The sequence below is a fragment of the Telluria sp. ZB4P36 genome, from assembly GCF_059685865.1.
This window is the reverse complement of sequence record NZ_JCASIE010000005.1, coordinates 187,481-211,984: the sequence shown is the minus strand read 5'-3', so window position 1 is coordinate 211,984 and position 24,504 is coordinate 187,481. Positions and strand designations below refer to the sequence as shown.

26 protein-coding genes, 1 other RNA gene and 1 pseudogene are annotated in these 24,504 nt (G+C 67.1%); 18 read left to right on the top strand and 10 right to left on the bottom strand.

What is annotated here, in order from left to right:
• Positions 1-47: 47 nt before the first annotated feature.
• From folD to AC56LK_RS10195, 8 genes are all read left to right on the top strand, one after another.
• On the top strand, positions 48-956 hold the full coding sequence (gene folD, locus AC56LK_RS10230; RefSeq protein ID WP_497184439.1) for a bifunctional methylenetetrahydrofolate dehydrogenase/methenyltetrahydrofolate cyclohydrolase FolD: 909 nt from the start codon (positions 48-50) through the stop codon (positions 954-956).
• Positions 957-972: 16 nt separating this feature from the next.
• Positions 973-3,048, top strand: a complete 2,076-nt coding sequence (locus AC56LK_RS10225) for a M3 family metallopeptidase (protein ID WP_497184438.1) — start codon at positions 973-975, stop codon at positions 3,046-3,048.
• Positions 3,045-3,470 carry a DNA polymerase III subunit chi gene (locus tag AC56LK_RS10220; protein ID WP_497184437.1) on the top strand — a complete coding sequence of 142 codons (426 nt, stop codon included), beginning with the start codon at positions 3,045-3,047 and terminating at the stop codon, positions 3,468-3,470. The genes AC56LK_RS10225 and AC56LK_RS10220 overlap by 4 nt, the downstream gene beginning before the upstream one ends.
• Positions 3,467-3,829 carry a DUF2486 family protein gene (locus AC56LK_RS10215; RefSeq protein WP_497184436.1) on the top strand — a complete coding sequence of 121 codons (363 nt, stop codon included), beginning with the start codon at positions 3,467-3,469 and terminating at the stop codon, positions 3,827-3,829. The genes AC56LK_RS10220 and AC56LK_RS10215 overlap by 4 nt, the downstream gene beginning before the upstream one ends.
• 69 nt (positions 3,830-3,898) lie before the next feature.
• A complete protein-coding gene (locus AC56LK_RS10210; RefSeq protein ID WP_497184435.1) occupies positions 3,899-6,058 on the top strand; it encodes an NHL repeat-containing protein in 2,160 nt (719 codons plus the stop codon).
• 81 nt (positions 6,059-6,139) lie between these two features.
• Positions 6,140-7,684 carry an FAD-dependent oxidoreductase gene (locus AC56LK_RS10205; RefSeq protein ID WP_497184434.1) on the top strand — a complete coding sequence of 515 codons (1,545 nt, stop codon included), beginning with the start codon at positions 6,140-6,142 and terminating at the stop codon, positions 7,682-7,684.
• Positions 7,685-7,783: 99 nt separating this feature from the next.
• Positions 7,784-8,512, top strand: coding sequence for an SIMPL domain-containing protein (locus AC56LK_RS10200; protein WP_497184433.1), 729 nt, complete (start codon positions 7,784-7,786; stop codon positions 8,510-8,512).
• Positions 8,513-8,635: 123 nt separating this feature from the next.
• Positions 8,636-9,769 carry a branched-chain amino acid ABC transporter substrate-binding protein gene (locus tag AC56LK_RS10195; RefSeq protein ID WP_497184432.1) on the top strand — a complete coding sequence of 378 codons (1,134 nt, stop codon included), beginning with the start codon at positions 8,636-8,638 and terminating at the stop codon, positions 9,767-9,769.
• Positions 9,770-9,831: 62 nt separating this feature from the next.
• Here AC56LK_RS10195 and AC56LK_RS10190 read toward each other — a convergent pair whose 3' ends face one another.
• Positions 9,832-10,140: a c-type cytochrome gene (locus AC56LK_RS10190; protein ID WP_497184431.1), complete on the bottom strand. Its 309-nt coding sequence runs from the start codon at positions 10,138-10,140 to the stop codon at positions 9,832-9,834.
• Between the two features lie 172 nt (positions 10,141-10,312).
• Here AC56LK_RS10190 and AC56LK_RS10185 point away from each other — a divergent pair, with 172 nt between their 5' ends.
• The 3 genes from AC56LK_RS10185 to lgt all read left to right on the top strand — a co-directional run bounded on the left by AC56LK_RS10185 (position 10,313) and on the right by lgt (position 12,331).
• The gene (locus AC56LK_RS10185) at positions 10,313-10,543 is read left to right on the top strand and encodes a TIGR04438 family Trp-rich protein (protein ID WP_497184430.1); all 231 of its coding nucleotides are present in this window, start codon (positions 10,313-10,315) and stop codon (positions 10,541-10,543) included.
• 78 nt (positions 10,544-10,621) lie between these two features.
• Positions 10,622-11,515: a LysR family transcriptional regulator gene (locus AC56LK_RS10180; protein ID WP_497184429.1), complete on the top strand. Its 894-nt coding sequence runs from the start codon at positions 10,622-10,624 to the stop codon at positions 11,513-11,515.
• 6 nt (positions 11,516-11,521) lie between these two features.
• Complete coding sequence (gene lgt / locus AC56LK_RS10175) at positions 11,522-12,331, top strand: prolipoprotein diacylglyceryl transferase (protein ID WP_497184428.1); 810 nt, start codon at positions 11,522-11,524, stop codon at positions 12,329-12,331.
• Here lgt and AC56LK_RS10170 read toward each other — a convergent pair whose 3' ends face one another.
• Positions 12,332-12,676, bottom strand: a complete 345-nt coding sequence (locus tag AC56LK_RS10170) for a hypothetical protein (protein ID WP_436104552.1) — start codon at positions 12,674-12,676, stop codon at positions 12,332-12,334.
• A 22-nt stretch (positions 12,677-12,698) separates the two neighbouring features.
• Positions 12,699-12,914, bottom strand: a complete 216-nt coding sequence (locus AC56LK_RS10165) for a DUF4287 domain-containing protein (RefSeq protein ID WP_497184427.1) — start codon at positions 12,912-12,914, stop codon at positions 12,699-12,701.
• 66 nt (positions 12,915-12,980) lie between these two features.
• Between AC56LK_RS10165 and AC56LK_RS10160 the strand changes: the two genes are divergently transcribed.
• From AC56LK_RS10160 to AC56LK_RS10150, 3 genes are read left to right on the top strand one after another with little or no spacing between them, the layout of a single operon-like run.
• Entirely contained in the window at positions 12,981-14,279 is a 1,299-nt protein-coding gene (locus AC56LK_RS10160) for a c-type cytochrome (RefSeq protein ID WP_497184426.1), read from the top strand.
• The gene (locus tag AC56LK_RS10155) at positions 14,276-14,764 is read left to right on the top strand and encodes a (2Fe-2S)-binding protein (protein WP_497184425.1); all 489 of its coding nucleotides are present in this window, start codon (positions 14,276-14,278) and stop codon (positions 14,762-14,764) included. Before AC56LK_RS10160 ends, AC56LK_RS10155 begins: the two co-directional genes overlap by 4 nt.
• Positions 14,764-16,974: a xanthine dehydrogenase family protein molybdopterin-binding subunit gene (locus AC56LK_RS10150; protein WP_497184424.1), complete on the top strand. Its 2,211-nt coding sequence runs from the start codon at positions 14,764-14,766 to the stop codon at positions 16,972-16,974. The genes AC56LK_RS10155 and AC56LK_RS10150 overlap by 1 nt, the downstream gene beginning before the upstream one ends.
• Here the strand turns inward: AC56LK_RS10150 and AC56LK_RS10145 are convergent.
• The 6 genes from AC56LK_RS10145 to AC56LK_RS10120 form a co-directional block, all read right to left on the bottom strand.
• The gene (locus tag AC56LK_RS10145) at positions 16,965-18,128 is read right to left on the bottom strand and encodes a hypothetical protein (protein ID WP_497184423.1); all 1,164 of its coding nucleotides are present in this window, start codon (positions 18,126-18,128) and stop codon (positions 16,965-16,967) included. The genes AC56LK_RS10150 and AC56LK_RS10145 overlap by 10 nt on opposite strands.
• A gap of 56 nt (positions 18,129-18,184) precedes the next feature.
• The gene (locus AC56LK_RS10140) at positions 18,185-18,988 is read right to left on the bottom strand and encodes a sulfite exporter TauE/SafE family protein (RefSeq protein WP_497184422.1); all 804 of its coding nucleotides are present in this window, start codon (positions 18,986-18,988) and stop codon (positions 18,185-18,187) included.
• On the bottom strand, positions 18,988-19,458 hold the full coding sequence (locus AC56LK_RS10135; RefSeq protein ID WP_497184421.1) for an EVE domain-containing protein: 471 nt from the start codon (positions 19,456-19,458) through the stop codon (positions 18,988-18,990). The genes AC56LK_RS10140 and AC56LK_RS10135 overlap by 1 nt, the downstream gene beginning before the upstream one ends.
• A gap of 66 nt (positions 19,459-19,524) precedes the next feature.
• Positions 19,525-19,705: non-coding RNA, 6S RNA (gene ssrS, locus AC56LK_RS10130), on the bottom strand.
• Positions 19,706-19,762: 57 nt separating this feature from the next.
• Positions 19,763-20,074, bottom strand: a complete 312-nt coding sequence (locus AC56LK_RS10125) for a cell division protein ZapA (protein WP_436104545.1) — start codon at positions 20,072-20,074, stop codon at positions 19,763-19,765.
• Positions 20,071-20,316, bottom strand: a complete 246-nt coding sequence (locus AC56LK_RS10120) for a hypothetical protein (RefSeq protein WP_436104544.1) — start codon at positions 20,314-20,316, stop codon at positions 20,071-20,073. Before AC56LK_RS10120 ends, AC56LK_RS10125 begins: the two co-directional genes overlap by 4 nt.
• 310 nt (positions 20,317-20,626) lie before the next feature.
• On the opposite strand from AC56LK_RS10120, the gene groES reads away from it, so the two are divergent.
• The 3 genes from groES to AC56LK_RS10105 all read left to right on the top strand — a co-directional run bounded on the left by groES (position 20,627) and on the right by AC56LK_RS10105 (position 23,125).
• Positions 20,627-20,917, top strand: a complete 291-nt coding sequence (gene groES, locus AC56LK_RS10115; protein WP_281910124.1) for a co-chaperone GroES — start codon at positions 20,627-20,629, stop codon at positions 20,915-20,917.
• 48 nt (positions 20,918-20,965) lie between these two features.
• Positions 20,966-22,612 carry a chaperonin GroEL gene (gene groL / locus AC56LK_RS10110; RefSeq protein ID WP_436104543.1) on the top strand — a complete coding sequence of 549 codons (1,647 nt, stop codon included), beginning with the start codon at positions 20,966-20,968 and terminating at the stop codon, positions 22,610-22,612.
• A 96-nt stretch (positions 22,613-22,708) separates the two neighbouring features.
• Positions 22,709-23,125: a hypothetical protein gene (locus AC56LK_RS10105; RefSeq protein ID WP_497184420.1), complete on the top strand. Its 417-nt coding sequence runs from the start codon at positions 22,709-22,711 to the stop codon at positions 23,123-23,125.
• Here AC56LK_RS10105 and AC56LK_RS10100 read toward each other — a convergent pair.
• Positions 23,059-23,508 carry a DoxX family membrane protein gene (locus AC56LK_RS10100; RefSeq protein WP_497184419.1) on the bottom strand — a complete coding sequence of 150 codons (450 nt, stop codon included), beginning with the start codon at positions 23,506-23,508 and terminating at the stop codon, positions 23,059-23,061. The two genes, AC56LK_RS10105 and AC56LK_RS10100, sit on opposite strands and share 67 nt — an antisense overlap.
• 72 nt (positions 23,509-23,580) lie before the next feature.
• On the opposite strand from AC56LK_RS10100, the pseudogene AC56LK_RS10095 reads away from it, so the two are divergent.
• Positions 23,581-24,495: pseudogene (locus AC56LK_RS10095) on the top strand (LysR family transcriptional regulator).
• Positions 24,496-24,504 lie beyond the last annotated feature (9 nt).

The window sequence follows — 24,504 nt, the reverse complement described above, 5'->3', positions numbered from 1 at the left end:
GGACGTCGGCCTTATAATTTCATTTTTGCCTAGCCGTGAGCCCAAACATGCCAGCCCAGAATATCGACGGAGTCCTCCTTTCCCAACAACTGCGCGGCGAAATCGCCCAGCGCGCCGCCAAACTCACCGCAAGCGGCCGGCAGCCCGGCCTGGCGGTCATCCTGGTCGGCGAGGACCCGGCGAGCCACGTCTACGTGCGCAACAAGGTCAAGGCCTGCGGCGACGTCGGCTTCCACTCGGTGCTGGAAAAATACGACGCCGACCTGAGCGAGCAGGCCCTGCTCGACCGCATCGCCGCCCTGAACGCCGACCCGGCCATCCACGGCATCCTGGTGCAGATGCCGCTGCCGAAACACATCAACCCGAGCAAGGTCATCGAGGCGATCGCCACCAGCAAGGACGTCGACGGCTACTCGGTGCTGTCGGCCGGCGAACTGGTCGCCAACCTGCCGGGCTTCCGCCCCTGCACCCCGTACGGCTGCATGAAGCTGATCGAGACCACCGGCATCGACCTGCGCGGCAAACACGCCGTCGTGATCGGCCGCTCGAACACGGTCGGCAAGCCAATGGCCCTGCTGCTCTTGCAAGCCAATGCCACCGTCACCATCTGCCATAGCGCGACCCCGGACCTGGGCCTGTACACCCGCCAGGCCGACGTGGTGGTGGCCGCCGTCGGCCGCCGCAATACCCTGACCGCCGACATGGTCAAGCCGGGCGCGGTCGTGATCGACGTCGGCATGAACCGCGACGACGCGGGCAAGCTGTGCGGCGACGTCGACTACGCCGGCGTGCGCGAAGTCGCGTCGCACATCACCCCGGTGCCGGGCGGCGTCGGTCCGATGACGATCACCATGCTGTTGATGAATACCGTGGAGTCCGCAGAGCGTGTGCACTCCAGCAGCCAATTGTTGCCTGGCCAGGCATCGGGAATGGAACCGAAGACCGGCCTGGCCTGAACCCGAAAGGAAGACCATGACCATCGACACCAGCAATCCCCTCCTCGATTTCTCGGGCCTGACCCGGTTCGACCTGGTCAAGCCGGAGCACGTGACGCCGGCCATCGAGCAGCTGATCAAGGACGCATCCGATGTGGTCGCCCGGCTGGAAGCGCCTGCCGATCAAGTCACCTGGGACAGCTTCGTGGTGCCGCTCGAGGAAGCCACCGAGCGCCTGGGGCGCGCATGGGGCGTGGTCAACCACCTGAACCACGTGGTGGACACGCCCGAGCTGCGCGCCACCTACAACGAGAACCAGCCCAAGGTCACCGAATTCTGGACTGCGCTGGGCCAGAACGAGGCCTTGTTCGCCAAGTACAAGGCGCTGCGTGCCGGCGCTGAATACGCGAGCCTGAGCCCGGCCCGCAAGCGCATCGTCGAGAACGCGCTGCGCGACTTCCGCCTGGGCGGCGCCGAGCTGCCGGACGATCAAAAGCAGCGCTTCGCCGAGATCCAGGAACAGCAGGCCGCGACCTCGACCAACTTCTCGCAGAACGTGCTGGACGCCACCAACGACTACAAGCTGCTGGTGGAGGACGAAGCGGAACTGTCGGGCATCCCGGACGACGTGAAAGCCGCCGCCCGCGCCCTGGCCGAGAAGGACGGCAAGGCCGGCTGGCAGTTCACCCTGCACTTCCCGTCCTATTACCCGGTGCTGCAGTTCTGCGACAACCGCAAGCTGCGCGAGACCATCTACCGCGCCAGCGCCACCAAGGCTTCGGACGCCGGCACCATGTTCAGCGACGCTGCCCGGTGGGACAACACCGCGAACATCGTCAAGCTGCTGCAGCTGCGCCATGAAGAAGCCCAGCTGCTGGAGTACGCCAACTTCGCCGAAGTCTCGCTGGTGCCGAAGATGGCGGAAAGCCCGCAGCACGTGGTCGAGTTCCTCGAAGACCTCGCGAAGCGCGCCCGCCCCTTCGCCGAGAAAGACCTGGAAGAGCTGCGCAGCTTCGCTAGAACCGAGCTGGGCATCGACGAGCTGCAGTCCTGGGACGTGGCCTATGCGTCCGAGAAACTGCGCGAGCAGCGCTATGCCTTCTCCGAGAAGGAAGTGAAGGAATACTTCCCCGAGCCGAAGGTCGTGCAGGGCCTGTTCACCGTCATCCAGGACCTGTTCGACGTCGAGATCAAGCCGGACCAGGCGCCCGTGTGGCATCCGGACGTGCGCTTCTTCCGCATCGAGCGTGGCAATGAGCTGATCGGCCAGTTCTACCTCGACCTGTACGCGCGTCCCGGCAAGAACCAGGGCGCCTGGATGGACGATGCGCGCGGCCGCCGCGTGACGTTTGGAGGCATCGTGCAGACGCCGATCGCCTACCTGACCTGCAACTTCACCCCACCGGCCACGGTGGACGGCAAGCAGCAGCCTTCGCTGTTCACGCACGACGAAGTCATCACCCTGTTCCATGAATTCGGTCACGGCCTGCACCACATGCTGACCGAGGTCGAGGAACTGTCGGTGTCGGGCATCTCGGGCGTGGAATGGGATGCGGTGGAGCTGCCGTCCCAGTTCATGGAAAACTTCTGCTGGGAGTGGGACAAGCTGCAGCAGATGACCGCCCACGTGAAGACGGGCGAACCGCTGCCGCGCGCGCTCTACGACAAGATGCTGGCGGCGAAAAATTTCCAGTCCGGGATGATGACCCTGCGCCAGGTCGAGTTCTCGCTGATCGACATGCACCTGCATTACGACTTCGATCCGCAAAGCGAGCGCACCGTGCAGGGGCTGATCGACGACATCCGCAAGCAGTTCTCGGTCATGATCCCGCCGAGCTTCAACCGCTTCCAGCATTCCTTCGGCCACATCTTCTCGGGCGGCTACGCGGCCGGCTACTACAGCTACAAGTGGGCCGAGGTGCTGTCCGCCGACGCCTACGCGGCCTTCGAAGAGGTGATCGACAGCGGCAAGCTGCAGGAAACCGGCAAGCGTTTCCAGCAGGAGATCCTGGCGGTGGGCGGCTCGCGCCCGGCGCTGGAATCCTTCAAGGCCTTCCGCGGCCGCGAGCCTTCGATCGACGCGCTGCTGCGCCATAGCGGCATGAACGCATGACCCGCATCGACTTCCATACCAATATCCCGGACAAGCTGGCCTATGCCTGCCGCCTGGCCCGCAAGGCGTATGCCGCCAAGGCCAGGGTGGTGGTGCTGGCCGAGGACGCCGCCCAGGCCGAAACACTGAACGCGGCGCTGTGGACGGTATCGGATACCGACTTCATTCCGCACGTGCCGGCCGGCGATCCGCTGGCAAGCGAAACGCCGGTCATCATCACCGTCGACGAAGGAGAGGAGCTGCCCCATCATGAGATGCTGGTCAACCTCACCCGCCGCCAGCCCGCTACACTGGCGCAATTCGCGCGCGTGTTCGAGATCATTTCGATCGACGAAGACGATGCGGCGGCCGGGCGCCAGCGCTACGCCGCCTACAAGAAGCAGAACTATCCCCTGACCCACTTCGTCGCAGGACAGTCATGAGCCAGAATCCCGCATTCGACCCGAGCATTCCGGTGCTGACCGAAGTCGTCAGCGAGCCGGTGGCGCCAGCGCCTGCGCCGGTTGCCGAACAGCTGGAACGCCGCGCCACCGAACGCTGGACCGGCGAGGAATGGAGCGTGCTGGAACGCCGCGTCACCGAGCGCGTGCTCCAGCAGCTGCAGGGCCGGGTCGACTTCGTGCTCGAGCAGCGCGTACGCGACGCCATGGCCGACGCCATGCAGCGCACCCTCGAGATCTTCACCGCCGACCTGCGCGAAGGCCTGCACGCCGCGCTGGGCGAGATCGTCAGCAAGGCAGTCAGCCAGGAAATCGAGCATCTTCAAACGCTCGGCAAATAAATCGATGTACGACACGGGTCGTCGGGTTCCGCTAAGATTGCAGCCTCTGCAATTTACCAAGCGTCCCTTGTGAACCGAAAGATCCTCATCGCGGCGCTCGTGGCCGCAGGCCTTGCCATCGCAGGCGCCGTTCTCACCTTCACCGACATCATCGGACGCCAGCCGGGCGCGCTGGCCGTGCTCACGCCCAAGGCCGCGAAGACGCTGCCGTTCTGGCCTGCGCGCCTCACCACCCTGGCCGGCGACGGCGTCCCCGGCGCCGTGGACGGCCCGGCCGCGACGAGCCGCTTCGACGACCCCTTCGGCGTCGCCCTCGACAGCCGCGGCACGGTCTACATCGCCGACGCCGGCAACAGCAACCGCATCCGCAGGATCGCGCCCGACGGCACGGTCGCCACTTTCGCCGGCAGCAAGGAAGGCTTCCTTGACGGCATCGGCAGCGCAGCCGCCTTCCACACCCCGTCCGCCATCGCCTTCGACCACGAAGGCAACCTGTACGTGGCCGACACCGGCAACCACGCGATCCGCAAGATCGCGAAAGACGGCACGGTGAGCACGCTGGCCGGCAACGGCACGCCGGGTGAGGCCGACGGCATCGGCCGGGCCGCGCAGTTCAACGGCCCGGTCGGCCTCGCGGTAGACGACGCCGGCATCGTCTACGTGGCCGACACCTACAACGACCGCATCCGCCGCATCGGCCGCGACGGCACGGTGACGACCATCGCCGGCGCCAAGCCCGGCAATACGGACGGCATCGGCACCGCCGCCAGCTTCGATACCCCGAGCGCCATCGCGGTGACGGCCTTCGGCACGCTCTACGTGGCCGACACCGGCAACAACGCGATCCGCCGCGTCGTCGCCGACGGCACGGTCACGACCATTGCCGCGCCCGCCGAAGGCGAACGGCGCGCGCCGCTGCGCCGCCCGGTCGGGCTGGCCCTTACGCGCGACGGCTACCTCTACATTGCCGCCAATTCGGGCGGCCGCATCCTGCAGCTCACGCCCGGCGGCGAGCTGCGCCCCTTGCCGGACGCCGACGTCCCGGCCGCGAGCGACGGCTTCGGTCCCGACGGCAGCGTGCAGCTCTACGGCCCGCGCGGCATCGCGGTCGAGCGCGACGGCAGCCTGGTGGTGGCCGACGCCCAGGCGCACCGCCTGCACCGCCTGTCCAGCCCGCGCGCCGGCGAAGCGGCGCCGGCCCGGCCGCAGCCGGTGGCGGTGCGGCGCCAGGAACCGATGCCCTGGCCGGTCGGCCCGCAGGACATGGTGCACGAGGTGGTCGGGGTAATGGGCGAGGTGCGCGGCAGCTACAACGGCGACAGCCGCGACCACTTCCACGCCGGCCTCGACGTGCGCGCCGACGTCGGCTCGAAGGTGCTGGCGGTGTTCCCGTCCAAGGTATCGGATCCGTATGCCAACTGGGGCTTCGACTCGCTCAGCGAAGGCATCAGCGTCGGACCGCTGTCCTATATCCACATGCGGGTCGGCCGCGATACCCGCGGCCGGCCGCTCGACCCGCGCTTCCAGGTGTTGACCGGCGAACGCGGCAAGGCCGAGCGCGTGCGGGTGCCGCGCGGTACCCGCTTCGCCGTGGGCGACCCGCTCGGCACCATCAATGCGATGGCCCACGTCCACCTCGACTATTACCAGGGCGGCGCGGTGATCAATCCGCTCAGCCTGCCTTTCGTCGGCTTCACCGACACCGTGGCGCCGCGCATCAACAGCATCGCCCTGTTCGACAGCACCGGCAAGCGCCTGCGCCCGCCAAGCGGTACGCGCAAGCGCCCGGTCGCGGACAAGCGCCTGCGCCTGCCCCGTTCGCTGGGCGAAGTGAACATCGTGGTCGATGCCTACGACCAGGTGGACGGCAACCTGGCGCGGCGCCGCCTCGGCCTGTACAAGCTCGGCTACCAGCTGCTGCGCGCCGACGGCACGCCGATGCCGGGCCACGAGCGCCCGCTGATCACCCAGGTCTACGATCGCCTGCCGCGCAACCCGGACGCGGTCAAGGCCGTCTACGCGCCCAACAGCGGGATCACCGTGTACGGCAGCAAGGCCACCCACTTCGCCTATGCGCTGCACAGCCGCTTACAGGATGGCGAGGTGGAAACCGGGAGCTGGCAGCTCGGCAACGTTGCGCCGGGCGAATACATCCTGCGCATCTACGCGGCCGACTATGCCGGCCAGGTCGCGCTCGAAGGCCGCGACCTATCGCTCGTTATCGAGTGAGCCTACAATGAATATCGGGCTGCGGCACATTCGGGCCGCGGCGGCATCTGTGCAAGGCAAGACTTGCCACAGGAGGTCATCATGGACCGATATGACGTACTCATCGCCGGCGCAGGCCCGACCGGCATGGTGCTGGCGCTGTCGCTGGCAAAGCAGGGCATCCGGGTCTGCATCGTCGACAAGGCCGACGGTCCCGGCACCACCTCGCGCGCCATGGCGGTGCAGGCGCGCACGCTGGAGCTGTACCGTCCGCTCGGGCTGGCCGAGGAAGTGGCTGCCGCCGGGCGGCCCAACCCCTGCATCAACCTGTGGGTCCGCGGCAAGCGCCGCGCCCAGCTGTCGCTGCGCGACGCCGGCGCCCGCCTGACACCCTACCCCTACGTGCTGATCTATCCGCAGGACGCGCACGAGCAGTTGCTGGTGCGCCACCTCGAGGCCGCCGGCGTGGTGATTCTCCGCCGCACCGAGCTGGCCGGCTTCGAAGAGAAGCAAGACCACGTGCTGGCCCGGCTGCGCCGCGCCAGCGGCGACGACCTGCAGGTCGAGGCGCGCTACCTGGCCGGCTGCGATGGCGCCCGGTCCTTCGTGCGGCGCCAGCTCGGCACCGGGTTCGGCGGCGGCACCTACGACCACATCTTCTACGTCGCCGACGTCCAGTCGCACGGCCAGGCCGCCAACGGCGAGATCCACCTGTCGCTCGAGACTTCCGACTTCGTCATCTTCCTGGCTTACGACGACGCCGGGCGCGGGCGCCTGGTCGGTACCATTCGAGAAGGTCACGGCGATGCCGATGCACTGGGCTTCAAGGACGTCAGCCACCGGGCGATGACCAGCCTCGGGCTGGAAGTCGAGCAGGTGCACTGGTTCTCGACCTACCGCGTGCACCACCGCGTGACCGACCACTACCGCAAGGGACGCGCCTTCCTGCTGGGCGACGCCGCCCACGTGCACAGTCCGGCCGGCGGCCAGGGCATGAATACCGGCATCGGCGACGCCGTCAACCTGGCCTGGAAGCTGGCCGCCGTGGTGCGCGGCGACGCCTCCGACAGCCTGCTCGACACCTACGAGCAGGAGCGGATCGCCTTCGCGCGCAAGCTGGTCGACACCACCGACCGCCTGTTCAGCTTCGTCACCGCGGAAAGCGGTTTCGCCGACTTCATGCGCACGCGCATCGCGCCGATGTTCGCCAGCGCCGCCTACGGCATCGGGCCGGTGCGCGAGATGATCTTCCGGATCCTGTCGCAAACCACGATCAGCTACCACGACAGTCCGCTCTCGAGCGGCGTGGCCGGCCGCGTGCACGGCGGCGACCGCCTGCCCTGGGTGCTGCGCGAAGACCTCGACAATTACGCGCCGCCGGGACGGATCGACTGGCAGGTCCACGTCTACGGCGAGGCCTACCCGGACCTGCGCGCCTGGTGCGAGCGCCACGGCATGATGTTGCGCGAGTTCGACTGGGGCGCCGAACACGATGAAGCCGGTTTCGCGCGTAATGCCGGCTACCTGCTGCGGCCGGACGGCTATGTGGCGCTATGCGACCCGGGCGCCTCGGCGCAGGGGCTGGAAGACTATTTCTGCGAGCTCGACTACCGGCGCTTCCGCCAGTGCCAGCCGGCTACGCTATGACGCCGGCATAAGATGCGTATATGCATTGGAATATTGTAGACATACTTGTCTACCAAGTTTATTGTCGGGGCATTCCTCAACGATCCCGGAGTGCCCCGCATGCTGAAACGATTCGCCGCCGCCCTGCTGCTGGCCGCCGCCGCCGCCACCCTTCCCGGCATGGCGGCCGACCTGCCCAACCACCCCTTCATCCACGTGAGCGGCGGCGCCGAATTCCACGTGATGCCCGACATCGGTGAAATCGACATCGACATCGTGTCGCTCGAACCCGATGCCGATGCCGCCTGGAAGCTGGTCAACGAGCGGCTCGATGCCAGCCGCGCGCTGTTCGCCCAGCATGGCGTCGCGGCGGAGGACATCTCCGTGCAGGATATCGTGCGCCGTCCGCGCAAGGTCGAGGTCCTGCCCGAAGGCCAGCCGGTGCCGATGGAGACCCGGGTCGCGCTGCACGTGACCGTGCGCGACCTGGGCCAGTGGACGCCCATGCTGCGCGCCCTGCTGGTCATGAAGGACCTCGAATCGCTGGCGGTGTCCTTCAACCGCAGCGACCGCGACAAGATCGAAACCGAGCTCCTCATGCAGGCGCTGGGGTCGGCCAAGCTCAAGGCGCAGAACATCGCGCGCGGCCTTGGTGCCAGGCTGGGGCCGGCAACCGGCGTGTCGCCGGGACCGCTGAAGAACCTGTCCCATTCGATGGGCATGGCAAGCGATCCGAACGCGCGCAATATCGGCGACCGGCGCACCCCGCCGAGGTCGGACATGGCGCTGGTCCAGGCGATGCGGCTGGCGCAGGGTGTCGATGTGATCTACCGGATCGGCGGCAAATAAGCGGAAAATCGCACCGTCCTGGTGCGGCGGCGCAAACAGCCGCGATCATCGCTGTTCGGCGCCGGCAATCTGTTGTAACTTGTGCGGTGGAACTGTCTTTACTATCTAGCCAGGAGACCCCACATGCAGCCCAGCATCAAGCTCATCGCACTCGCCGCCGCACTTGCCACCGGCAGCGTACACGCACAGCAGGTCGTCAAGATCGGCCACGTCGGGCCGGTCTCCGGCCCCAACGCCCACCTCGGCAAGGACAACGAGAACGCCGCACGCATGGCGATCGACGAACTCAACGCCAAGGGCTTCACGCTCGGCGGCCAGAAAGTACGCTTGCAGCTGCTGGCCGAGGACGACGGCAGCGATCCGAAGCAGGGAACGGCGGTGGCCCAGAAGCTGGTCGACGCCAAGGTCAACGGCATCGTCGGCCACTTGAATTCGGGCACCACGGTGCCGGCCTCGAAGATCTACCACGACGCCGGGCTGGTGCAGATCTCGCCCGCCACCACCGCCACGCAATACACGAAGCAGAAATTCCCGGGCGCCTTCCGCGTGGTCGCCAACGACGCCAAGCTGGGCGGCACCCTGGGCCGCTACGCGGTCGACACCCTGAAGGCCAAGAACATCGCCATCATCGACGACCGCACCACCTACGGCCAGGGCGTGGCGCAGGAATTCGCGCGCGGTGCGAAGGGACCGGGGGTGCGCATCGTCGCCAAGGAGTTCACCACCTCGACCGCCACCGACTACACCGCCATCCTGACCAAGATCCGCGGCGCGAAGCCCGACCTGATTTTCTTCGGCGGCATGGATTCGGTGGCCGGGCCGATGCTCAAGCAGATGAAGACCCTCGGCATCACGGCGAAGTTCATGGGCGGCGACGGCATCTGCACCGAAGCGCTGGGCCGGCTCGCGGGCGACGCGGTGGGTGAAGGAAAGGTAGTGTGCGCCGAAGCCGGCGGCGTGAAAGGCGCGCAGGAGCAGGTCATGACCGACTTCCGCGCCCGCTTCCGCCAGAAGACCGGGGCCGACGTGCAGCTCTACGCACCCTACGTGTACGACGCGGTGATGGTGATGGCGGCCGCGATGCAGAACGCGAAGTCGGCCGAGCCCGCGAAGTACCTGCCGGAGCTGAAGAAGATCAGGTACGAAGGCGTGACCGGGACCATCCAGTTCGACGGATTCGGCGACATCCAGAACGGCGCGTTGACGCTGTTCACCTACAAAGGCGGCAAGCGCAGCCGGATCGACGTGATCCGCTGAGCGATCGCCGAAAAAAAGCGCGCCTTGCTCACGCAGGCGCGCTTCTTGTTTCAGCGGCAGATTTATTTCTGCGCCATCACCCATTTCACCAGGCTGCGGGCTTCGGCCTCGCTCACCTGCGGGTTGGCCGGCATCGGGACCGGGCCCCAGACGCCTGCGCCGCCTTTCATGACCTTCTGCACCAGCTTGTCCTCGGCGCCCTTCTGGCCATTGTACTTGGCGGCAACGTCCTTGTAGGCGGGGCCGACCAGCTTGTTGGCCACGGCGTGGCAAGCCATGCAGTTCTTGGCTTTCGCCAGGTCGGCTTGTGCGAACGCGCTGGTGGAAGCGAAGGCCGACATCACCACACACAACAACAAAGACCGTTTCATTTGTTTCTCCAGGTTCATGACAAGCTCATTCTACCGTGGTTTTTCGCTGGCTTCATGCAGGGATACACTCTGTAACCAAGAGGCGGCAGGACGTTGACGAATTTCCACAAATTGTAAAATTTTTCCACACAGAAACGTTTTGTTTGTAATATGCATGCTGAAGGAGTCTTCCATGCCGCTCATCCTGATCATTGCCGCCCTGTGCGTGCTGCGCCTGTTCGAAGTCTGGCGTTTTGCCGAACTGTCCTGGTGGACCATCTCCGCCCTGATGGTGTGCGCCTTCGTCTGGTTCGAGTTCATCGAAAAGGCGCTCGGGCTCGACAAGAAGAAGGAACACAAGGTCCTCGACATCCACCGCGAAGCGCGCGTCAGGCAGACCTTCACCAAACGCCGCAAGACCTGATCTTCTCCGCCGATACGCCGCGTGTAGTGTGATATGTTCTACATATCACCGGGCCTGATCCATACACCACGCGTATCAATGAACCTCGAACTCCGCCAGCTCCGCCATTTCGTGACGGTCGCCGAAGAACTGCATTTCGGCCGCGCCGCCGAGCGCCTGCACATGACGCAGCCGCCGCTGTCGCAAAGCATCGCCGGGCTGGAAGAACTGCTCGGCGCCCCGCTGTTCCTGCGTAATCGCCGCCAGGTGGCCCTCACCGCCGCCGGCGGCGCCCTGCTGCCGGAAGCGCGCCGCATCCTGGAAGACGCCGGCGCCCTGCCGGCCCTGGTGCGCCGGGTCGCCGCGGGCGAAGCGGGCCGCCTGACGCTGGCCTTCGTCTCCACCGCCGACTACAGCGTGCTGCCCGCGATCCTGCAGCGCTACCGCGCCGCCTTCCCGGACGTGGGACTGGTGCTGCGCGAAGCGACCTCCGACGTGCAGGCCGAGGAACTGCTGAGCGGCCGCATCGACGCCGGCTTCGTGATCCCGCCGCTGCCCGGCCATGCCGATGCCGCCCTCGATTACATGAAGGTGCTGGAAGAACCGCTGATCCTGTGCGCCCCCGCCGGGCTGGATGCCTTGCGCGGCACCGGGCCGGTACGCCTGCGCGACCTGCCGCCGCTGCCGCTGGTGATCTTCCCGCGCACCGCGGCGCCGGCCCTGCACGACGCCATCCTGTCGTGCTTCCGCGCGGCCGGCATCACCCCGGTCATCGGCCAGGAAGCGCTGCAGATGCAGACCATCGTCAGCCTGGTTTCCGGCGGCATGGGATTGGCACTTGTGCCACAATCCGTGTCGAACCTGATGCGCGTAGGCGTGGAATACCGTGCCCTGCTCGATCCCACGCCGCTGGCCGAAACCGGCCTGGCCTGGCGCCGCGATCATGACTCACCCGTGCTCAGGGGCTTCCTGGAACTACTCGAGAAAGACTAATTCATTATGCTGATTCATCCGCAGCCGGATCCCATCGCCTTTGCCATCGGACCGGTGCAGATCCACTGGTATGGCCTGATGTACGTGGTGGCCTTCGCCCTGTTCCTGATCCTGGGCCGGGTCCGCATCCGCCAGCCCCACATCGCCGCGCAAGGCTGGAAGGCCGAGGACCTGGACGACATGCTGTTCTACGGCATGCTCGGCGTGGTGCTGGGCGGCCGCCTGGGCGAAGTGCTGTTCTACCAGCCGGCCTACTTCTTCGACCACCCGCTCGAGATCTTCATGGTCTGGCGCGGCGGCATGTCCTTCCACGGCGGCTTTCTCGGCGTGCTGATCGCCATGGCCCTGTGGGCGCGCAAAGCTAAGCGCAACCTGCTCGACGTCTACGACTTCATCGCGCCGATGGTGCCGCTCGGGTATGCCGCCGGCCGCCTGGGCAACTTCATCAATGCCGAACTGCCGGGGCGCATCGCCGACCCCAGCCTGCCCTGGGCCATGCTGTGGCCGGGCGTCGAAGGTCCGCGCCACCCGTCGCCGCTGTACCAGATGCTGCTGGACGGGATCGTCGTGTTCCTGATCCTGTGGCCCTACGCGCGCAAGCAGCGTCCACGCCTGGCGGTGGGCGCCATGTTCACCCTGCTGTACGGCTGCGCGCGTTTCACCACCGAATACTTCCGGGTTCCCGACTGGGAAGTCAGCGTGCTTGGCGTGCCGGTCACTTCGGGCCAGATGCTGTCGCTGCCGATGATCGTCGGCGCCCTCATCATGCTGGCCTGGGCTTACCGCCAGCCGAACGGGCGCCCGGCAACCGCCTGACTATTCGAAGTCTTCGGCCAGGTTTTTCCAGCCGCGGCTCTTGGCGAAGGCGGTGAACTCCTCGGGCGCCTCGAGCACGATCAGTTTGCTCTCCTGCAGGCCCGGGTCGCTGTGCCCGAAGTCCGGGCCCTTGTAGCCGAGCGCGCGCAGGCGGTCGACGAGCTGGCGCACCAGCACCGTGTCCCTGAACGCGCCGGGCTCCAGCCTGTCCTTGAAGTCGACGTACACGTCGATGATCCCGTAGCCCTCGTCGAAGATGCGGATCGCCTTGACGTCGAGGGTACGGCCGTTGCCGTCCTTGGCCTGGAAGGGGCCGGACAGCTCGATGTCGGAATCGGTAGTCATGGCACCAGCATACCACCACCTTTCAGGAGGCGCGCGCCGCAAGGTGGTGGGCGACCAGGGCGTTGGCGTGGCCGTGTCCCAGGCCATGCTCGTCCTTGAGCCAGCCGACCAGCTCCATGTGCTTCATGCCCGGCTTGCCGGCCAGTAGGCCGAACCAGTGCGCGACCGGCTGGCCGTACTTTTTCTCGATCGAGGGGAAGTAGGAGGCCGGGCCCTTCGGTGTTGTCGATTCGCTCATGTTATTCTCCGTGCGTTGATGAGAGGTGCTTGCCTGTCTCGACGATCGGCGGGTGCGGAAATCGACATGCAGACAAAGAAAAAAACCAGGCGGCTTGGATGGTGGGTGGCACTGGCGGTGTTCGCCGTGCTGGCGCTCGCCGCCTTCTTCATCAGCTGGCGCCCTGCGCTCGCGCCGCAGGCCGCGCCGGCCCGCTTCGACCAGGCTCTGGTTGCGCGCGGCGCCAGGCTGGCGACGCTGGGCATGTGCGCGTCCTGCCACACGGCCGACCCAATCAAGCCCTTCGCCGGCGGCCTGGCCTTGACAACGCCCTTCGGCACCGTCTTCAGCACCAACATCACGCCCCATGCCGGCACCGGCATCGGCGGCTGGAGCCTGGAGGCCTTCGACCGCTCCATGCGCCAGGGCGTCTCGCGCGACGGCCGCCTGCTCTACCCCGCCTTCCCCTACAACCACTACACGAAACTGGCGCAGGACGACATGCTCGCCCTGTACGCCTACTTCATGACGCGCCCTGCCCTCGCGGCGCCGGCGCGCGAGAACCGGATGCGCTTCCCCTTCGGCTTCCGCCCGCTGCTGGCGTTCTGGAACCTGCTCTACCTCGACGAAACGCCCTGGAAGACCGACCCGCGGCAGCCGGCCGCCTGGAACCGCGGCGCCTACCTGGCCAACACGCTCGCACACTGCACGGCATGCCACACGCCGCGCAACGCGTTCGGCGGCCCCGATGTCAAGCGCCAGCTCGACGGCGGCGAGGCCGAGGACTGGTATGCACCGGCGCTGAATGCGCGATCCCAGACGCCGCTGCCGTGGACGCGCGCGCAGCTCACGCAGTACCTGCGTACCGGCATCGCGCCCGGCCACGCCATCGCGGGCGGCCCGATGCAGGACGTGGTGGTCCAGTTCGGACAGGCCGACGAGGCCGACGTCGCCGCCATCGCCATCTACATCCACGGCTTCCTGAAACAGGCGCCGGAGCGCGTCACGCCGGCACGCCGGGACGGCCCCCTGCCCGCCCCTGCCGACAAGGACCCCGACCTGGCGCGCATGCGCCTCGGCTACGAGACCTATACGATGGCCTGCGCCAGCTGCCACGACGCGGGGCGCGGCCTGAGTTCCGGCGCGGCGCTGCAGCTGCAGAAGGCGGTGGCCCTGTACGACCCCGTCCCGCGCAGCCTGGTCCGCATCGTACGCGAGGGCATCGTGCCGCCCGAGGGCGAAGCGGGGCGCTGGATGCCGGGCTTCGCCACGCTGCTGGGCGATGAACAGCTTACGGCGCTGGCGGCTTACCTGCGGCGCTATGGCGCGCAGGCCGAGCCCTGGCCAGGGCTCGACGAGACGGTGAAGAAAGCAAAGCAACCATGAGCACATACACCCTGCAGGTCAACGGCAAGCCGCACACCGTCGACGTCGATGCCGACACCCCGCTGCTCTACGTGCTGCGCAACGACCTGAAACTCAACGGCGCCAAGTTCGGCTGCGGCCTGGGCCAGTGCGGCTCCTGCACCGTGATGCTCGACAAGGAGGCGGTGATGTCCTGCCTGCTGCCGGTGTCGATGGTGGGAAGCCGCGCCGTGCGTACGGTGGAGTCGGGCGGCACGCGCTGGGTGCCGAGTTCGGTGCTGCAGCAGGCCTTTGTCGACGAGCAGGCGGCGCAGTGCGGCTACTGCATCGCCGGCATGATCATGCGTGCCACCGCCCTGTTCGAGCAGGTGGCCTCGCCCACCGACGCCCAGATCCGCAGCTGGATGCAGCCGAACCTGTGCCGCTGCGGCACCCACCTGCGCATCCTGCGCGCGGTGCGCCGCGCCGCCGACGTGCTGGCGGCCCAGCCGATCCGGAACTACTGATGGACCAGGCCCTCCAGCATCCCGGCCGGCGCCGCTTCCTGGCAAGCGGCGGCGCCCTGACCCTGTCCTTCGCGCTGCCCTTGCGCGCCGCGCCAGGCGCGCTGCCCGGCAGCCTGGCGGACCAGCCCTGGCTGGATGCCTGGATCCGGGTCGGCGCCGACAACCGGGTCACGGTCTTCACCGGCAAGGTGGAGCTGGGCCAGGGCATCAAGACCGCGCTGCTGCAGGTGGCCGCGCACGAACTGCAGATCGATCCGGGGCGCCTGATCCTGATCACCGCCGACACCGAACGCACGCCCGATGAAGGCTATACGGCCGGCAGCCACTCGATGCAGGACAGCGCCACCGCAATCCGCCACGCGGCGGCCCAGGTGCGCGCCCTGCTGCACCAACGGGCCGCGGCGCGCCTGCAGGTGCCGGCCGCATCGCTGGCCCAGGACAACAGCGTGTTCCGGGCGCCGGACGGGCGCCGCGTGAGCTTCAGCGAACTGGTGGCGGGCAGCGAGCAGCACGTGCGCGCGACCGATGCCCTGCCGCCGCGCATGGCGAACGCGCGGCGCCATATCGGGGTCACGCTGCCGCGGGTCGACATCCCCGGCAAGCTGAAAGGGCAACTGGCCTACCTGCAGGACATCCGCCTGCCGGCCATGATGCATGGCCGCGTGGTGCGCCCGCCTTCCCCCGATGCGCGCCTGCTCGGCGTCGACAGGGCGGCGGTGGCGCGCCTGCCCGGCGTGCTGGAAGTGGTGCAGGACGGCCGCTTCCTGGCCGTGATCGCGGACGAGGAGTACCGCGCCGTGAAGGCGGCCAAGGCCCTGGCGCAGGCGGCGCGCTGGGAGGTGCTGGCAAAGCCGCCGGCGACCCTGCCGGCCGGCCGCGACGTCGCCGCCCAGGTGCGCAGCCTGCCCTCCGCGCCGCAGCAGGTGCTGGCGCGCGGCGTGCCGGGAACGGCGGGCCGCAGCCTGCGCGCGCGTTACACCCGCCCCTATCAGCTGCACGCCTCGATCGGCCCTTCGTGTGCGATCGCCCTGCTGGAAGGCGGCCGCTATACGGTGTGGACGCATTCACAGGGCGTCTACCCGCTGCGCACCGCGCTGGCCGAGCTGCTGGGCGCGCCCGAGGAAGCGGTGCGCTGCATCCATGCCGAAGGGTCCGGCTGCTACGGCCACAACGGCGCCGACGACGTCGCGGCCGACGCGGTGCTGCTGGCGCGCGCCTTCCCCGACCTGCCGGTGCGGGTGCAGTGGATGCGCGAGGACGAACACGCCTGGGAACCTTTCGGCCCGGCGATGGTGGCGGAGGTGCGGGCGACCCTGGATGCGGCCGGCGCCATCGTCGACTGGCACTACGAGGTCTGGAGCCAGGCCCATGCCACCCGCCCCGGCAAGGCCGGCAACCTGCTGGCCGCCACCCTGCTGGCACGTCCATTTGCGCCGCCCGCGCCGAAGCCGATCCCGCAGCCGGAAGGCGGCGGCGACCGCAATGCGATTCCCTACTACGCGCTGCCGAACGCGCGCGTGACCCACCATTTCCAGCCGGCCGGCCCCTTCCGCACCTCGGCGCTGCGCTCGCTCGGCGCCTACTGCAACGTGTTCGCGATCGAAAGCTTCATGGACGAGCTGGCGCGCGCCGCGCGCGCCGACCCGGTGGCCTTCCGCCTGCGCCACCTGGCCGATCCGCGCGCCATCGAGGTTGCGAAGCTGGCGGCGGCCAGGTTCGGCTGGGATGCCTACAAGAAGACGCCGCGGCGCGGCCGCGGCTTCGCCTTCGCCCGCTACAAGAACTCGGCGGCCTACTGCGCCGTGGCGCTGGAAGTCGAGGTGGCGCTGGAGACGGGCTTCGTGCGCATCGTGCGCGGCGATGCGGCGGTCGATTGCGGCGAGGTGGTCAGCCCCGACGGCGTGCGCAACCAGATCGAGGGCGGCATCCTCCAGTCGGCCAGCTGGACCCTGCTGGAAGCGGTGCGCTTCGATGCCGGCCGGGTGCTGAGCCAGGACTGGGCCGGCTATCCGATCCTGCGTTTCAACGGGGTGCCGGACCGCCTCGCCGTGCACCTGCTGGACCGGCCGGGCCAGCCCTTCCTGGGCACCGGCGAAGCGGCCCAGGGACCGGCCGCGGCGGCGCTGGCGAACGCGGTGGCGGATGCCTGCGGCCTGCGCGTGCGCGACCTGCCGCTGGACCGCGCGCGCATGCGCCGGCTTCAGGCCTGACGCGAGGCCAGCCTTGCACCCTCGCCGATTGCGGGGGCCAGCGCGCGCAGGCCGCTGCGCAGGCTGGCCTCGCGATCGATCAGGAAGGCCACCAGCAGCACCAGGCCGGTGAAGGTCGTGCTCAGGTTGCGCAATTCTCCGGTGGCGCAAAAGGCCAGGAACAGCGGCAGGTTGACCAGCGCGCAGAGCGCCAGGTGGCGGCGCAGCACGCGCGGCGCCAGCGGCCAGGCGCGCCACAGCACGATCCCCAGCACCGCCAGGGTGCCGACGAAGGCGCGCGACGGACCCACCAGGCCATAGGTGGTCTCGAGGCGGAAGTAGGGATTGCCCGACAAATAGGCCGCGACGTTCGCCTGCAGGTGGAATTCGAGCGCGCCGCCGAAGGCGTCGAGGTAGGCCGCCTTCAGCGCCAGGTTCATCAGGCCGGCCAGCAGCACCAGCAGGCCGATCGCCAGCCAGGCCGTGCGGCGCGACAGCCGGCTGCGCAGCAGCGGATACAAGGCCGGCAGCACGAAGAAGAAGGTCTCCTTGTTCAGGGTTGCCACCAGCACCAGCGCCGCCAGCGCCAGCAGCCGGGCGCGCAGGGCCAGCAGGAAGGCCAGGCTGGCGAACAGCAGTTCGACCGTGTCGTAGAAGTAGCCGCCCACGGTCTGCAGGTAGGGGAAACTCAATGCGAAGGCGGTCGGCGCCAGCACCGCGGCCAGCGGCGAGACGTTAAAGTGCAGCAGGATCCGGCGCAGCACGAACAGGCTGCCCAGCAGCGCGAGGAAGCTGAGGTAGTACACGACCGCGTAGCGGAAGCGCTCGCCGTCCGTGCTGCCGGGATGGCTCTTGGCGAAGACCTCTTCGGGACGGAAGCGTCTGGCGACCCGCTCCTTGAGGCGCTCCGGGGCGAGGGCATCGAGGCGGCGCGCCAGGTCCGGCAGCAGCTGGCGGTAGACGAAGGGCTTGTGCGCCCCCATCTCGAGCATGGCCGAGACGCCGAAGCGCGGATCGCCGTCGCGCAGTCCCCACTTGCCGGCAAAGCCCGAGAAGGCGGCCGCCGCCACGATCCAGAAGAAGGCGAACAGCAGGAAGCCCGCCGCGACACGCGACATCGCGCCCTGCCCGGCGGGCGACGCTGCTTGAAGAAGGCGGATGGTATCGGCTGACATATGTGTGTATGCGACGGTACCGAAGCCGCGCCGCCGCGTCAACATGTATGCACGGCCTAGTTGAACGCTTTCCAGAACATGTAGGCCGCCAGCGCATACAGGATCACCGCGAACACCTGCTGCAGCCGGCGCACCGGCATCCGGTGCGCGGTGCGTGCGCCGACCGGCGCCATCGTCACGCTGGCCAGCACGATGATGGCCAGCGCCGGCAGGTAGATGAAGCCGAGCGCGTATTCCGGCAGCCCGGGCTCGCCCCAGCCGAAATAAATATTCGAGATGGTCCCCGACAGTGCGATCGGGAAGCCCAGCGCCGCGCTGGTGGCGACCGCATTGTGGATGCTTACTCCGCACCAGGTCATGAAGGGCACCGACACGAAGCCGCCGCCGGCGCCGACGATGCCCGACAGCGTGCCGATGAAGCCGCCGGTGGCGAACATCCCCGCCGTCCCCGGCAGTGCACGGGCGGCCGCCGGCTTTTTCCAGATCAGCATCTGGGTGGCCGAGAAGGCGACGAAGACGCCGAAGAAGGCCGCCAGTACCGAGGAATCCATCTGCTTGCCGATCCAGGGACCGATCCAGGAACCGACCAGGATGCCAGGCGCCAGCAGCTTCACCACGGGCCACAGCACCGCGCCGTGCTGGTGGTGGGCGCGCACCGAGGACAGGGAGGTGAACAGGATGGTCGCGAGCGAGGTCGCGATCACCATGTGGATGGTCAGCTCCGGCGCAATGCCGCGCGCCGTGAAGATCATCGTGATGAATGGCACCAGGATCATGCCGCCGCCGATGCCGAGCAGCCCGGCCGCGAAGCCGCCGAAGGCGCCCATGGCCAGCAGGGCCAGGATCAGGCCGATGTCCATCAGCGCTTCCCTTCGCGCACCAGGGCGACGATGGTGTTCCACTCCGCCTGCGTCACCGGCGACACCGACAGCCGGCTGCCCTTCTGCAGCAGCACCATGTCTTCCAGCCCCGGCGTGGCGCGCAGTTCGGCCAGCGGCAGGTAGCGCCCCGCTTCCAGCGCGCGCACGTCGACCGAGATCCAGCGCGGTTCTTCCTGCTTCGCCTTGGGGTCGTGGTAGGGGGAGGATGGATCGAACTGGGTGGCGTCCGGATAGGGGGCGCTGGCCACTTCGGCGATGCCGGCCACGCCGGGCACCGCGCAGCTGGAGTGGTAGAACAGGATGCCGTCGCCGGCCGACATGGCGTCGCGCATGAAGTTGCGCGCCTGGTAGTTGCGCACCCCGAACCAGGACACGGTCTTCGCGGGCGCCGCCAGCACGTCGTCGAAACTGACTTCGTCCGGTTCGGATTTCATCAACCAATAGCGCATCGCATCTCCATCACATCGCCCCATAAAAAAAGCGGCTGCGTACCAAGGTGCGCAACCGCTCGTGTGTGTAGCCCCGCCTGTGTCGTTATTGCCGGCATCCCGAACCAAAAGGCTCAAGGTGGTCGCAGTCAGCTCAATTTCGGGTTCGTCAGACTAGTGACGCTCGCGCCCACCAAGCATGTCCCACAACCTATGCGAAAGAATGGTTCAAGGAATATATGACAAATCTCGAACACCGCAGGGTAGAGCGCAGTTTACTCTGTTGGCCGAGCATGTCAACCGATTCCGAATTCAATCCCGACATTCAGGACAGGTTTTCCTGCGGCGCCAAGGCCTTGTCGAGGACGGTGTGCATCGCTTCCAGCTTCTGCTTGACTTCGAGGATCGACATGTCGGACAGCGGGCCCTGGGGCGATTTCACCGACAGGAATTCGGCCGCCACGCTGAGCGCCGCCATGACCGCGATGCGGTCGGTGCCCTTGACCTTGCCCGAGTCGCGCAGCGCGCACATCTTGCCGTCCAGGTAGCTGACCGCTTCGCGCAGGGTGCGCTCCTCGCCTTCGCGGCAGGCCAGGCGGTAAGGCTGGCCCATGATGGTGCAATCGAGATGGATCATTGGGTGGCCTCGCTGGCTTCGCCGTCGGCTTCGGGCGCCTCGGGTTCCTCCGGTGCGGGAAACTGCTCGAGCAACGCCTCGACGCGGCGCTGGGCCTCGTTCAGTCGCTCCTTGAACGCGAGATTCTCGGCGCTCAGCAGGCTGTTGGCCTGGCGCAGCAGGTAGTTCTCGGCACGCAGCGACTGGGTCAGCTGGGCGAGCCGGTCGATTTTGTCGGAGAGGTCTTGGAATTCGGAAATCATTCGACACTATAGGACTGAGATGGTTTTTCCGTCAACCGAATCGCAAGCGCGCGTCACGGCCTTGGCATCCAGTGTACCCTGCCCGGCTGTTGTCGGCGAGACCACGGCAAAACCCTGCTCAGCCCTCCATTACATTGGTCTTCGTCAAAAAAGTCGGTACGCGGACACACACAGCGTCTTGAAATGAGATGTTATGATCCCTATAATTAGCACTCGTTAGCAGAGAGTGCTAACAACTCTTTCGAAGCCGACGCCACCTGGCGGCGGCACTGAATCGCTAGTCAAACCACTGAAAAATAAGGAGTTTTGCATGAACCTTCGTCCTTTGCACGATCGCGTAATCGTGAAGCGTCTCGACCAGGAAACCAAAACTGCATCCGGCCTGATCATTCCTGATGCAGCCGCCGAGAAGCCGGACCAGGGTGAAATCCTCGCCGTCGGTAACGGCAAGGTGCAGGAAAACGGCCAGGTCCGTCCGCTGGAAGTGAAGGTCGGCGACCGCGTCCTGTTCGGCAAGTACTCGGGCCAGGCCGTCAAGGTCGATGGCCAGGAACTGCTGGTCATGCGCGAAGAAGACATCATGGCCGTCGTGGCCCTGTAATCTCGCATCCTCCCTCAATACCCTCGAAACCATTCGGAGAAACAAGACATGGCAGCTAAAGAAGTAATTTTCGGCGACGCAGCGCGCGCCAAGATGGTTGAAGGCGTCAACATCCTCGCCAACGCAGTCAAGGTCACCCTGGGCCCGAAAGGCCGCAACGTCGTGCTGGAGCGCTCGTTCGGCGCCCCGACCGTCACCAAGGACGGCGTCTCGGTCGCGAAAGAGATCGAACTGAAGGACAAGCTCCAGAACATGGGCGCGCAGATGGTCAAGGAAGTCGCTTCGAAGACCAGCGACAACGCCGGTGACGGCACCACCACCGCGACCGTGCTGGCACAAGCCATCGTCCGCGAAGGCATGAAGTTCGTTGCCGCCGGCATGAACCCGATGGACCTGAAGCGCGGCATCGACAAGGCCGTCGCCGCCACCGTCGAAGAACTGAAGAAGATCGCCAAGCCGACCACGACCTCGAAAGAGATCGCACAAGTCGGCGCCATCTCGGCCAACTCGGAAACCTCGATCGGCGAGCGCATTGCCGAGGCAATGGAAAAAGTCGGCAAGGAAGGCGTCATCACCGTCGAAGACGGCAAGTCGCTGAACGACGAGCTGGACATCGTGGAAGGCATGCAGTTCGACCGCGGCTACCTGTCGCCGTACTTCATCAACAACCCGGACAAGCAGGTCGCCGTTCACGAGAACCCGTTCATCCTGCTGTGCGACAAGAAGATCTCGAACATCCGTGACCTGCTGCCGGTGCTCGAGCAAGTCGCCAAGGCCGGCCGTCCGCTGGTGATCGTCGCCGAAGACATCGAAGGCGAAGCGCTGGCGACCCTGGTGGTCAACAACATCCGTGGCATCCTGAAGACCGTCGCCGTCAAGGCGCCTGGCTTCGGCGACCGCCGCAAGGCCATGCTGGAAGACATCGCCATCCTGACCGGTGGCCAGGTGATCGCCGAAGAAGTCGGCCTGACCCTGGAAAAGGTCACGCTGAACGAACTGGGCCAGGCCAAGCGCGTCGAAGTGGGCAAGGAAAACACCATCATCATCGACGGCGCCGGCGCCGCTGAAGCGATCGAAGCACGCGTCAAGATGGTCCGCGTCCAGATCGAAGAAGCGACCTCGGACTACGACCGCGAAAAACTGCAAGAGCGCGTGGCCAAGCTGGCCGGCGGCGTTGCCGTGATCCGCGTCGGTGCAGCCACCGAAGTCGAGATGAAAGAGAAGAAGGCACGCGTGGAAGACGCGCTGCACGCTACCCGCGCTGCCGTGGAAGAAGGCATCGTCCCGGGCGGCGGCGTGGCCCTGCTGCGCGCGCGTTCGAACATCGACATCAAGGGCGACAACCCTGACCAGGACGCAGGCATCAAGATCGTCCTGCGCGCCATGGAAGAGCCGCTGCGCATGATCGTCCAGAACGCCGGCGACGAGCCGTCGGTCGTGGTGGCAGCCGTCATCGCCGGCACCGGCAACTACGGCTACAACGCCGCCAACGGCACCTACGGCGACATGGTCGAAATGGGCGTGCTGGATCCGGCCAAGGTCACCCGTTCGGCCCTGCAGAACGCAGCGTCGATCGCCGGCCTGATGCTGACCACCGACTGCATGGTCTCGGAAGTCACCGAAGACAAGCCGGCCGGCGGCATGGGCGGCATGGGTGGCATGGGCGGCATGGGCGGCATGGACGGCATGATGTAATTGTGCTGGCCAGGCGCCGGTTCGTTCCGGCGCCGTCCACCTCGAGAAAGCCTGTAAGGTTAACGCCTTGCAGGCTTTTTTCTTTTGGAGGCGAGCATGGCAAGCGTGAATGCGGACGAACTCGAGAATGCGGTGATCCTGGCCGATCCGCCGCGCGCCGGCAGGGCCTGGGTCTGCCCTGCCACCGGCGCAGTGCTGGTCAAGGCCGACATGGTGGGCAGCCACACGCCGTTGCCGGAGGATATCCACAACGACGCAAAATACATCCCGGTGCCCGGGTGCAGCCGCCTCGGCCTGGGCCAGGCCCTCGTGCTCGATTTCGTGCGCCGGCACCTGCCCGGCGAAGAGGATACGGTGGGCGCGATGCTGCGCGGCGCGGGCGGCTTCGAACGTTTTGCCAGGCTGGCGCAGGAACGCGGCCTGCTCGCCGCCTGGCATGCCTTCCGTCAGGAGCGCACCGTGGCTGCCCTGCGCGCATGGTGCGAAGCCAAGGGCTTGCAGCTGGGTTCCTGACGCAGCGCGGCGGCGCCATCCCCTACCCTGAGGTGGAGCAGTGTCGCCATCATCAGGAAGGACGGGTACAGCCAGCCGCCGCCGGGAACCATCGCCGTCCAGCCATTGCCGGTGTGCGCGACCAGGGCGCCGGCCAGCAGGGGCAGCAATGCCAGCGAGGCCACGCGACCATGGATGCCGAGGATGATCAGGACGCCGCCCGCCAGTTCCAGCAGCGCGACCGGCCACGCGATCGGCGTGGGCATGCCTTGCGCATTGAGGAAGGCGGCAAGTGCGGGCATACTGAAGGCCGCCAGCTTCAGGAAGGCGTGCGACAGCCAGGTGGCGCCGAGCGCGAGGCGCAGCAGCAATGCGGCGTAAGGGGCGATGCTGTAGCGTTTCATGATCTGCCTTTGCAAAGTGGTTGGAAGTGCGTTCACTCTAGCCATGCAGGGCCTCCATTAAAATAAGCAGCCATGAAACCACCCCCTGCAAACATGCAAGCGAAGCTGGGCCTGCCGGACCTCGAAATCATCCTGGCCCTGCACCGCGGCCGTACCCTGGCGCGGGCTGCCGAACGGATGCAGGTGGATGCGTCCACGGTATTTCGCGCGATCCGGCGCATCGAGAAGGACATCGGCGAACTGCTGTTCGATCGCGGCCGCCACGGCTATGCCGCCACCACGCTCGGACGCGCCCTCGCCGCGCATGCGGAGCGCATCGAACGACAGCTCGAGGAAGCGCGCGAGACCGCCTTCAACCAGGACGCCGAGCCTTCCGGCCTGCTGCGCATCACGCTCACCGAGACCCTGTTCCACACCGTGCTGTTGCCGGTGCTGCCGCGCTTCAGCGCCGCCTTTCCGCGCATCGCCCTCGAGCTGGTGACCTCGAATGCGATCGCCAACCTGGGGTAGCGCGAGGCCGATATCGCCATCCGCGTCACCAATGCGCCGCCGGAACACCTGGTCGGCATCCGGCTCGGCACCATGCGCTCGGCGCTGTGGGGCGGCAGGGATTACCTGGCCGCGCAGCCGGCCGACCGCCAGCTCGTGGAGATGGACTGGATCGCCCTGGACGACAGCCTGGCGGAGCACCCCTCGCAGCTATGGCGCCGCGAGGCCCTGCCGGCGGTGACGCCACGCTACAAGGTCGGCAACCTGCTGGCGGTCGCGGGCGCCGTGGTGAACGGCCTGGGCGTCGGGGTGGTGCCACTGGCGGTGATGCGCGGGCATCCGCAGGTGGAGATGATCGGCGATCCCTTGCCCGGGCTGGACATCGGCCTGTGGGCGCTGGCCCATCCCGATACCCGCTACCTCGGGCGGATGAAGGCCATGTTCGATTTCCTGCGCACGTCCATCGCCTTGCCCGAGGCCGGCACGCGCCTGTCCTGACGGGCGCCA